This window comes from Nocardioides sp., from assembly GCF_034670285.1.
GTDB lineage: Bacteria > Actinomycetota > Actinomycetes > Propionibacteriales > Nocardioidaceae > Nocardioides.
In genome coordinates, this window is the sequence record NZ_JAXMNS010000093.1 from 1 (window position 1) to 10,536 (window position 10,536).

8 protein-coding genes are annotated in these 10,536 nt (G+C 70.7%); 3 read left to right on the top strand and 5 right to left on the bottom strand.

All coding sequences use genetic code 11. The features are described 5' to 3' along the window. The first annotated feature begins 68 nt into the window (after nt 1–68). The 3 genes from acs to VOI19_RS06640 all read left to right on the top strand — a co-directional run bounded on the left by acs (nt 69) and on the right by VOI19_RS06640 (nt 4,027). Nucleotides 69–1,613, top strand: a complete 1,545-nt coding sequence (acs, locus tag VOI19_RS06630) for an acetate--CoA ligase (protein WP_323792170.1) — start codon at nt 69–71, stop codon at nt 1,611–1,613. Between the two features lie 184 nt (nt 1,614–1,797). Continuing rightward, entirely contained in the window at nt 1,798–2,655 is an 858-nt protein-coding gene (locus VOI19_RS06635; protein WP_323792171.1) for an aminoglycoside phosphotransferase family protein, read from the top strand. 91 nt (nt 2,656–2,746) lie between these two features. Continuing rightward, nucleotides 2,747–4,027, top strand: coding sequence for an HNH endonuclease signature motif containing protein (locus tag VOI19_RS06640; RefSeq protein WP_323792172.1), 1,281 nt, complete (start codon nt 2,747–2,749; stop codon nt 4,025–4,027). Nucleotides 4,028–4,132: 105 nt separating this feature from the next. Here VOI19_RS06640 and VOI19_RS06645 read toward each other — a convergent pair whose 3' ends face one another. From VOI19_RS06645 to VOI19_RS06665, 5 genes are all read right to left on the bottom strand, one after another. After that, complete coding sequence (locus VOI19_RS06645) at nt 4,133–5,263, bottom strand: uroporphyrinogen-III synthase (RefSeq protein ID WP_323792173.1); 1,131 nt, start codon at nt 5,261–5,263, stop codon at nt 4,133–4,135. Continuing rightward, nucleotides 5,244–5,624 carry a nitrite reductase small subunit NirD gene (gene nirD / locus VOI19_RS06650; protein ID WP_323792174.1) on the bottom strand — a complete coding sequence of 127 codons (381 nt, stop codon included), beginning with the start codon at nt 5,622–5,624 and terminating at the stop codon, nt 5,244–5,246. Before nirD ends, VOI19_RS06645 begins: the two co-directional genes overlap by 20 nt. Beyond that, nucleotides 5,621–8,182 carry a nitrite reductase large subunit NirB gene (nirB, locus tag VOI19_RS06655; RefSeq protein ID WP_323792175.1) on the bottom strand — a complete coding sequence of 854 codons (2,562 nt, stop codon included), beginning with the start codon at nt 8,180–8,182 and terminating at the stop codon, nt 5,621–5,623. Before nirB ends, nirD begins: the two co-directional genes overlap by 4 nt. Beyond that, complete coding sequence (locus VOI19_RS06660) at nt 8,182–9,726, bottom strand: FAD-dependent oxidoreductase (protein ID WP_323792176.1); 1,545 nt, start codon at nt 9,724–9,726, stop codon at nt 8,182–8,184. The genes nirB and VOI19_RS06660 overlap by 1 nt, the downstream gene beginning before the upstream one ends. Further along, nucleotides 9,723–10,536: molybdopterin oxidoreductase family protein (locus VOI19_RS06665; protein WP_323792177.1), on the bottom strand; the 814-nt coding region annotated here is incomplete at its 5' end. The genes VOI19_RS06665 and VOI19_RS06660, both read right to left, overlap by 4 nt.

Below are 10,536 nucleotides of genomic sequence, written 5' to 3' on the forward strand. Positions count from 1 at the left end.
TCATGATGATGCCAAAACAGCAGCGCAATATCTGTCGTGTTTATACTGTTGCGATTTCAAAAGGATTTATGGCGGCAAAGGATTTTCAGCCTCGCCTCGGCGCCCCGCACACGGTGGTGTTCGGCGGCTTCTCCTCCGACGCCCTCGCCTCCCGCCTCGAGGACTGCCAGGCCAAGGTGATCGTGACCTCTGACGGCGGCTACCGCCGGGGTGCGCCCTCGGCGCTGAAGCCGGCCGTCGACGAGGCCGTCGTCAAGGCCGCCGCGCTCGGCCACACGGTCGAGAAGGTCCTCGTCGTGCAGCGCACGGGGCAGGACCCCGGCGAGGACGGCTGGAACGACCAGACCGACGTGTGGTGGCACGAGTCGGTCGCGACGGCGTCCACCGAGCACGCGTGCGAGTTCTTCGACGCCGAGCACCCGCTGTACGTCATGTACACCTCGGGCACGACCGGCAAGCCCAAGGGCATCCTGCACACGACGGGTGGCTACCTGACGGGCGCGGCCTACACGCACTGGGCGGTCTTCGACCTCAAGCCCAAGACGGACGTCTACTGGTGCACCGCCGACATCGGCTGGGTGACCGGGCACTCCTACATCGTCTACGGCCCGCTCGCCAACGGCACCACGCAGGTGCTCTACGAGGGCACGCCCGACTCGCCCGAGCGCGGTCGGTGGTGGGACATCATCGAGGAGTACGGCGTCACGCTCTTCTACACCGCGCCCACCGCCATCCGCTCGTTCATGAAGCAGGGGCGCCAGATCCCCGACAGCCGCGACCTGTCGTCGCTGCGCCTGCTCGGCTCGGTCGGCGAGCCGATCAACCCCGAGGCCTACGTCTGGTACCGCCACGTCATCGGCGGCGACCGCACGCCCGTCGTCGACACCTGGTGGCAGACCGAGACCGGGATGATCATGATCAGCCCGCTCCCGGGCGTCACGCACGGCAAGCCGGGCTCGGCGATGATCCCGATCCCCGGCGTCGGCGCCGACGTGGTGAGCGAGGACGGCACCCCGGTCGGCAACGGCAACGGCGGCTACCTCGTGCTCACCGAGCCGTGGCCCGCGATGCTGCGCACGATCTGGGGCGACGACCAGCGGTTCAAGGACACCTACTGGTCGATGTACCGCGACAAGGGGTGGTACTTCGCCGGTGACGGCGCCAAGCTCGACACCGACGGCGACCTGTGGGTGCTCGGTCGGGTCGACGACGTCATGAACGTGTCGGGCCACCGCCTCTCGACCACCGAGATCGAGTCGGCGCTCGTGTCGCACCCGAAGGTCGCCGAGGCCGCGGTCGTGGGCGCCAAGGACGAGGACACCGGACAGGCGGTCTGCGCCTTCGTGATCCTCACCGACGAGGCCGGAGACGGCGGCGACGGGATCGTGGAGGAGCTGCGGGCGCACGTGCGCACCCAGATCGGCCCGATCGCCAAGCCGCGTCAGATCATGGTCGTCCCCGAACTGCCCAAGACGCGCTCGGGCAAGATCATGCGGCGCCTGCTCAAGGACGTCGCCGAGCACCGCGAGATCGGTGACGTCACGACGCTCGCCGACTCCTCGGTGATGAACCTGATCTCCTCGGGCATCGACGGCGGCAAGGGCGAGGACTAGCCCGTCCGGCCGGTCTCCGCCGGAGCGGGAGCCTGCCTGACGAGACAGCGCTCGGGCGCTTCTCTGAGGCTCATTCCCCCCAGCGAGCGCACCAGCTCCACGGCTGACACCGGGGAGGAGCGGCCTGCGTAGGCATCGCACAGCTCATAGGCGAGCGGATCGTCTGCCCCGTACGATCCGGGTCGTGCGTCACGAAGCGGTCGCCTGGGCCGAGTCCGTCCTCTGCGAACCTGTCGTAGAGGTGACCGAGCTGCCGGGCGGCCTCACGTCGACGATGTTGGCGCTCACCCAGCGCTCCGGGGCGAGCTCGGTGCTTCGGTTGATGACCAAGGACCCGTGGCGGGCGCACGGCGCCGACCTGACCCGACGCGAGCGCGCCGCCCAGATCCAGCTGCTGGCGACACCGGTGCCGGCGCCTGTGAGTCTCGGGCTCGACGCCGAGGGAGTCGCAACCGGAGTCTCGGCCCACCTGATGTCGCGCCTGCCAGGGGCTCCGGCCACCCACATCGACGCCGCGACGGTGGCCGCCATGGCCGAGATGCTCGCCGGCATCCACGACGTCCGCCCGACGGAGCCGTTTCGCGACTATCAGTCGTGGGCGTGGGAGGCGAAGTGGACCGTCCCGACCTGGTCACGTCAGCCCGACGTGTGGTCGCGGGCATTCGACCTCCTCGCTGCGGGACCGCCGACGTACGAACCGACCTTCCTGCACCGGGACTTCAGCCACCGGAACCTGCTGTGGCTCGACAGCAGCATCTCGGGCGTCGTCGACTGGGTCGAGACCTCGACCGGACCCGCCTGGCTCGACGCGGCCCACGCGGCGACCAACCTCGCCGTCAGCTGCGGCACGGAGTCCGCCACATCCTTCCTGACCGCCTACGCGGCGCTGACTGCGACCCGGCCCGACCGGTACTGGCTGGTCATGGATGCGGTGGGCTTCCTGCCTCCACCGGGCAAGAAGGCCTTCTTCGACTCTGTCGATGAGCTCGACCGACTGGACGCCTGGCTTCACGAGGTCATGACTACCGACCTCCGGCCCTAGTTCCTACGAGAGCGCGGGCGGGCCGCGCATCTGATCCACAACTCGCTCGAACGTACTATCGAATGTCGGTGATTGCGACTACAATCGGACCATGCGAAAGACGCACATCCCGACCGCCGTCAAGGCAGTCGTCGACGCCAAGGCGGCACGTGACGCCGGCGACGTGGCGCTCTTGCAGATGGTCGTCGAGTGGGCGGTTGAGTACCGGGTGGACGACTCGGTGGTCGACGACCTGACCTTCGGTGTCGACGGTGTCATCCTTGGCGGCGTCGGGTGCCCGTTGGTGGATGAGTTCGCTGCCTACGACCTCGCCGCCGTCATGGGTATGAGCAGCGAGGGTGGGTGTGGCTACATCGCCAAGACCCTCGAGCTCCGCTACCGCCTGCGCCGCATCTGGGAACAGGTCGTGGCGTTGAAGGTTCCGGTGTGGAAGGCCTTTCGGGTCTGCGAGCACACCCTCACCCTCAGCTTCGAGGCTGCCCGATACGTCGACCAGATGCTCGCCCCGACGCTGCGGTCGTGCTCGTACGCCCAGATCGAGAGGACCGTCGCCCAGGCCATCGACCTTTACGACCCGGAGGAAGCAGAGCGCCGGCGTAGGAAGGCCGCTGATGACCGCGACTTCCAGATCCACCTCGGCCAACGCAACAACCCCACCGACGGCACCGTCGACGTCACCGGCACCCTCTCGACCGAAGACGCCCTCGACCTCGAGGCCGCCGTCAAGCAGGGCGCCAAGACCCTTGGCGACCTCGGGTGCGGAAAGTCCCTCGGAGCGCGGCGCTCCATGGCCGTCGGTGAGATGGCCAGGCAGCAACTCACTCTCGACCTAGAAGCAGGCGGTGACACCGGCGGGCGTGGGGTCGTGATCTACGCCCACATCGACGCCGACAGCCCCCACGCCACCCTCGACAACATCGGTGGTGGTGACGTCCTCATCGAACAGCTCAAGGGCTGGTGCCAAACCGCCGGCACCACCGTCACCATCAAGCCCGTCATCGACCTCAACCAAGAGATCTCCACCTCGGCCTACGTGCCGACCGCCAAGCTCGTCGAGCAAGTCCGTCTACGTGACCAGTGCTGCGTCTTCCCCAACTGCACCAGACGCGCCGAGCACTGCGACCTCGACCACCGCATCCCGTTCAACAAGAACAACCCCGCCGCCGGCGGCTCGACATCCACGTCGAACCTCTCGCTCCTGTGCCGCAAGCACCACCGCGCCAAGACCTTCTCCACCTGGACCTACACCTCACCCCAACCAGGCGTCTACGACTGGACCAGCCCCTCGGGCCACCGCTTCCGCGTCACCCGAGGCCGACGGCACGGACGCATGCCGGTCACCACACCCCTCGACGACCCACCCGAGCCCTGAACACCCCGCCCCACACCCCGCCGGCCACGGCGGGGTCCCAGGCACGTCACCGGGTTTCGCGGCTCGTCGCTAGCGCTCCCACACCTCAACCAGCGTTGAAGGCGCTCAGTCGGTGGGGGTGACGGCGAGGCGGTAGCCGCGCTTGACGACCGTCTGCACCGAACGGGTGCCGATGGCGGTGCGCAGGCGCGCGACGGCCATCTCGACTGCGTGCTCGGAGCCGGCGGTGCCTGAGGGCAGGGCGGCGAGCAGGTCAGCCCGCGAGACCACGTGGCCGGGGTTCACGACCATCGCCTGCAGCACTGCCAACGGGGCGCCGGAGAGCTTGACCTCGACGCCGTCGAGCAGCACGTCGTCGCCGTGCAGAAGCAGCGTGCGGCCGGCGACCTCGAACGACGTGCCGGCTGCCCGCGACGGCAGCTCGACCTCGAGCTGCTTGATCATCGCCGCGAGCCGCGAGCGTTCGGGAAAGACCGACGGCACACCCCACAGCTCGAAGGCCGCAGCCGTCACCGGCCCGACGCACGAAGCCAGCACGTCGGCCTGGAACGCACTGACGACGTCCTCACGTCGTCCGGTCGACGTGGCCGCCTCCATCAGCGCCGCCACCGCCGGGGCCGCCGTGAACGTGACCGCGTGCACCTCCCGATCGGCGATCTGGTCGATGAGGTGGAACATCGGCTCCGGGTCCTCCGCAGCGACGACCCGGTAGACCGCCACCGACGTCACGTCCGCACCCCGGCGCCGCAGCGCGTGCGCCACCATCGACAACGACTGCCCGTGCTCCTGGACGACGATGCGCTGTCCGTCGAGGTCGCGTCCGCGCAGGTGCTCGAGGACGTCCTCGAACTCCTCCGACTCCGGCGACCACAGCTCGCGCAGCCCGTTGGCCCGCAGCGCGCCCACGCTCTTGGGTCCGCGCGCGAGGATCTCGGCCGCGCCGAGGTGCTCGAGCAGCCGCTCGCGCAGCCCCCACCGCTCGGCGGCGGCGAACCACGCCTTCAGCCCGATCCCGGTCGTCGCCAGGAACAGGTCGACCGGTCGGTCGAGCACGTCGTCGGTGGCGATCCGCAGGTCGGCGTCCTCGACGTGGTTGTCGGCCAGCGACAGCGCCGGCGCCCAGACCACCTCGGCCCCGCGTCGTTCGAGCAGCCCGATCTGCTCCTCCACCTTGCGTGCCGCCGTCACACCGACCCGGAAGCCGGACAGCGGACGATCAGTGGCGCTCGGGTTCATGCAGCTCCTTGGCTCCGACCCACACAGCGCCGTCGGCGCACACGCGGGCCGTGTAGGTCGGAATGCGGGTCTCCGGGTCGTCGAGGCACACGCCGGTGCGCAGGTCGTAACCCTGTTTGTGCAACGGCGACGCCACGAACGGCACGTCGACCCCGTCGATCAGACGGGATCCGATGATCCCACGGCTCATCACCGACGCCCGGCCGATCGGGTCGTAGTTGGACACCGCGAACACCTCGTCGGCATACGTGCGCAGGACGGCCACGGCCTCGCCGTCCACGAGCGCGACCACCCCACCCTCGACCTCGATGGCCTCCAGCGGGCAGATCCGGGTACCGGTCTCCGCACGGGTGCTCGTCACGGCGCACCCACAGGGATCGTGGCACCGAGCGACACCGGCCCGGCTGAGTCCTCGGGCACCGACTGTCCGCGCTCGTCGCGGAACGAGATGTGCGGGTCCCGTACGTCGGGGGCGTTCACGAACGAGACGAACCGCGCCAGCTTGTCGGGGTCCTCGATCGTCGCCTTCCACTCGTCGAAGTAGCCGCCCACGTGCGTGGCCATCGCCGCCTCGAGCTCGGCGCCCAACCCGAGCGCGTCGTCGACCACGACCTCGCGCACCCGCTCCAGCCCGCCGTCCAGGCTGTCGACCCACGGGGCGGTGCGCTGGAGCCGGTCGGCGGTGCGAATGTAGTACATGAGGAAGCGGTCGAGATAGCTGACCAGCGTGGCGGTGTCGAGGTCACCGGCCAGCAGCCGCGCGTGCACCGGCGTCGCGCCGCCGTTGCCGCCGACGTAGAGGTTCCAGCCCTTCTCTGTGGCGATCACCCCGAAGTCCTTGCCGCGCGCCTCGGCGCACTCGCGGGCGCACCCGCTCACCCCACCCTTGAGCTTGTGCGGCGAGCGGAGTCCCCGGTAGCGCAGCTCGAGGTCGATCGCGAGCTGCACCGAGTCCTGGACGCCGTAGCGGCACCAGGTCGAGCCCACGCACGACTTCACCGTGCGCAGCGACTTGCCGTAGGCGTGCCCGGACTCGAATCCGGCGTCGACCAGCCGCCGCCAGATCAGCGGCAGCTCCTCCACCCGCGCACCGAACAGGTCGATCCGCTGACCGCCGGTGATCTTGGTGTAGAGCCCGAAATCGCGGGCGACCTCGCCGATCACGATCAGCTTCTCCGGCGTGATCTCACCGCCGGGGATGCGCGGGACGACGGAGTAGGTGCCGTTGCGCTGGATGTTGGCGAGGTAGGCGTCGTTGGTGTCCTGGAGCGTGCGGTTGGCGCCCTCGAGCACGTGACCGTTGAGCTGGGTCGCCAGGATCGAGGCCACCACCGGCTTGCAGACGTCGCAGCCGCGACCTCGTCCGTGGCGGGCGACGATCTGGTCGAACGACGTGTGCTGGTGCACCGCGACGACCTCGAAGAGCTCCTGGCGGGTCAGGGCGAAGTGCTCGCACAGCGACCGGTCGACGACCTTGCCCTGGGCGGTGAAGTAGTCCTCGACGATCGACTTCACCAGCGGCTTGCACGACCCGCAGGTCGCGCCGGCCTCGGTGCAGGCGGTGACGCAGCCCGGGCTGTCGCAGGTGCCTCCCTCGGCGACCGCCGCGGTGATCTGGCCCTTGGTGACGTCGTTGCACGAGCACACCTGCGCCTCGTCAGGCAGGACCACTCCCCCGGTGCCACCGCCTCGCGACGCGGGGAGGATCAGCTCCTCCGGGTTCGCCGGCAGCGGGATCCCCGGGTTGGTGTCGGTCGCGACCATCGGCCGGAGCAGGCCGTACGCCGTCGCGTCGCCGACGAGGATGCCGCCGAGCAGGCGGGTGCCGTCGTCGCTCACGACGAGCTTCTTGTAGATGCCGGCCACGGCGTCGGAGAAGACCAGCTCGAGCGCATCGGGCGTGGTGGCGAACGCGTCGCCGAACGACGCGACGTCCACCCCCATCAGCTTGAGCTTGGTGGACATGTCGGCGCCGGTGAAGGCGCCACCGCCGCCGAGCAGCGCGTCGACGGCCACCTCGGCCATCGTGTAGCCGGGGGCGACCAGGCCGTACATCTTCCCGCCCGGCGCAGCGCACTCGCCGATCGCCCATACCGTCGGGTGGCTGGTGGAGCGACCCTGCTCGTCGACCAGCACACCGCCGCGCTCGGCGAGGTCGAGTCCCGCCTCCCGGGCCAGGGCGTCCCGCGGGCGGATCCCCGCGGAGAACACGACGAGGTCGGCCGCGATCGGGTCGGCGTCCTTGAGCCCGAGGCCGGTCACCCGGTCCTCGCCCAGCACAGCAGTCGTCATCGCTCCGGTGTGGACCCGCAGCCCGAGCTCCTCGACGTGACGGCGCAACGTCGCACCGCCGGCGTCGTCGACCTGCACCGCCATCAGGCGCGGAGCCATCTCGACCACGTGGGTCTCGAGGCCCAGGTCGCTGAGTGCCTTCGCGGCCTCGAGCCCGAGCAGTCCGCCGCCGATCACGGCCCCCACCCGCGCACCGGCCGCGGCGTCGCGGATCGCCTCGAGGTCCTCGATCGTGCGGTAGACGAAGCAGCCCGGCAGGTCGCGGCCCTCGATCGGCGGCACGAAGGGTGCCGCGCCGGTCGCCAGCACCAGTTGGTCGTAGGTCAGCGTCTCGCCGTCGGCCAGGCTGATCGTCTGAGCTGCCGCGTCCAGCGCGATGACCTCCGCCCCCAAGCGCAGCTCGACGCGCGGGTCGTCGTACGCCCCGAGCGGCAGGAGGGAGAGCGCGTCGGCGCCCACCTCGAAGTACGACGTGAGGGCGACGCGGTCGTAGGCGGCGCGGGGCTCCTCGCCGAGGACCACGATGTCGTGGGTCTCGGTGAGACCCCGCTCGATCGCGGCCTGGACGAAGCGGTGGCCGACCATGCCGTGGCCGACGACCACGAGGCGGTGACGAAGATGGGCCATCATCGGAGGTTCCCTTCGGTGCTTCTTGCTGGTGTGGTGCTCGGGTCGTGCTGGACGGGGCGCTGCGCGAGCAGCTGGCGGACGGTGGAGGCGCAGCCGCCACAGCCGGTGGTGGCGCGGGTGGTCTCGCGGACCGACTCGAGCGAGGAGCAGGCGCGGATCCGTCCGGCGCTGACGCCGGCGCAGGCGCAGACTTCGGCGTCGTCGGTCAGGACCACCGGCTTCACGGGGGCGTCGCCGAGCAGCAGCTCGCCCGGCTCGTGCGGCGCGAGCACGGTGCGGCGGTCGAAGAGCTGGGTGATCAGACCGATGCGCGCCAGGTCGCCGACCATCGTGGCCGCCACGATCCGGTGGTCGCGCACGACCAGGCGGCGGTGGGTGCCGGCGACGGGGTGGGAGATCTCGACGACCTCGCCGCCCGCAGCGACCTCACGCTCCGGCTCGCCCAGCACAGCGACGTCGAGGTCGGTGGCGCGCAGCCGGGCCACGACACGACTCCCGTCGTAGCGCTGGTCGTCGCCGGCCAGGCGGGCCGCCAGCAGCTCGGCCTGCTCCCACGCCGCGGGCACGAACCCCGACGTACGGCCGTCGTGCTCGGCGCAGTCGCCGATGGCGTGGACGGCGGGGTCGCTGGTGGTGAGGGTGTCGTCGACGATCACCCCACGTCGCACGGCGAGACTCGCCCGGCGCGCGAGGGAGACCGACGGGCGCACCCCGGCGGTGATGACGACCAGGTCGGTCTCGAGGGTGTGACCGTTGTCGAGCGTGAGCCCGCACCGGTCGTCCGGCGAGCCCTGGCCCTCGATGTCCGCGCCACTGTCGGTGAAGGTCACGGCCCGCGCGCCGGTGTAGACGGGGGTGTCGAGTCGCTTGAGGTTGCGGGCCAGGATCCGGCCGGCGGGGGCGCCGACGTGGCTGCGCAGCAGGTGCTCGCTGCCCTCGACGATCTCGGTGGTCACCCCGCGGATGCTCAGCGCCCGGGCGACCTGAAGACCGAGAAGCCCGCCACCCACCACCACGGCCCGGACGTCGCGGCCGGTCGCCTCGGCCCGGGCCAGACGACCGGCCACGTCGGCGGAGAGCCGCAGGCAGTCGTCGAGGTGGCGGAAGGAGTGCAGGCGCTCGTGCAGGCGACCGTCGAGCCGCACCAGGCCGCGGATCGGCGGCAGCGTGGGCAACGAGCCGGTCGCGAGGACCAGGTGGTCGTAGGGCACCGACGAGCCGTCGACCAGCACGACCTCACGGGCCCCCCGGTCGAGGCCGTCGAGGCGGTCGAGCCGGTCGACCCGGGCCTCGAGCCGCAGGTCGACACCCTGCTCGGCGTACCACTCCGGCGAGCGCAGCGTGATCGCGTCGACCGAGTGGGTGCCCTCGAGCACGGCCGACAGCAGGATCCGGTTGTACGGCGCGTGCCGCTCACCGCCGAGGACGGTGATGTCATGCACGCCGCGCGCGACCAGCGACTCGACGAAGCGGTTGGCCGCCATGCCCGAGCCGACGACGACCACACGCCCTGCGCCCGGGCTCGTCACGAGGCCACTCATGAGGCACCCGCTCGCACGATCGAGGCAGCGCACACTTTGAACTCCGGCATCCGGCTCATCGGGTCGAGGGCGTCGTTGGTCAGCCGGTTGGCGCCGACCCAGTGGAAGGGCACGAAGATCGTGTCGGGGCGGATCGTCGTCACGACCTTGGCCGGGGCGCTCAGCGTGCCGCGGCGGGTGCTGACCTCGACCCGGTCGCCGTCGCGCACCCCGATCCGACCGGCCAGCATCGGGTTGAGCTCGACGAAGAGGCCCTCGTCGACGAGGTCCTTGATGCGACGCGTCTGCGCGCCCGACTGGTACTGCGCCAGCACCCGCCCGGTCGTGAGGTGCACGGGGTAGTCGTCGTCGGGCTGCTCGGCGGCGCCGACGTGGTCGACCACCAGGCACCGGGCCTTGCCGTCGGCAGTGGCGAACGAGGTCTCGAAGAGGCGCGGCGTGCCGGGGTGCTCGGCGTCCGGGCACGGCCAGAAGACGCCCTGCTCGGCGCGGATCCGGTCGTAGGTGATGCCGGCGTAGTCAGCGCGCCCGCCGGACGACGCCCGGGCCAGCTCGGCGAATGCCTCCTCCGGGTCGACGGGGAACGCGGCCTCGCACCCCAGTCGCGCGGCCAGGCCGGCCAGCACGTCGAGGTCGCTGCGCACGCCCTCGGGCGGGGCGACCGCCTGCTCGCGCAGGATCACCCGGCCCTCGAGGTTGGTCATGGTGCCGCTCTCCTCGGCCCACTGCGTCACCGGCAGCACGACGTCGGCCAGCGCGGCGGTCTCCGACATCACGATGTCGGCGACGACGAGCAGGTCGAGCGACTCC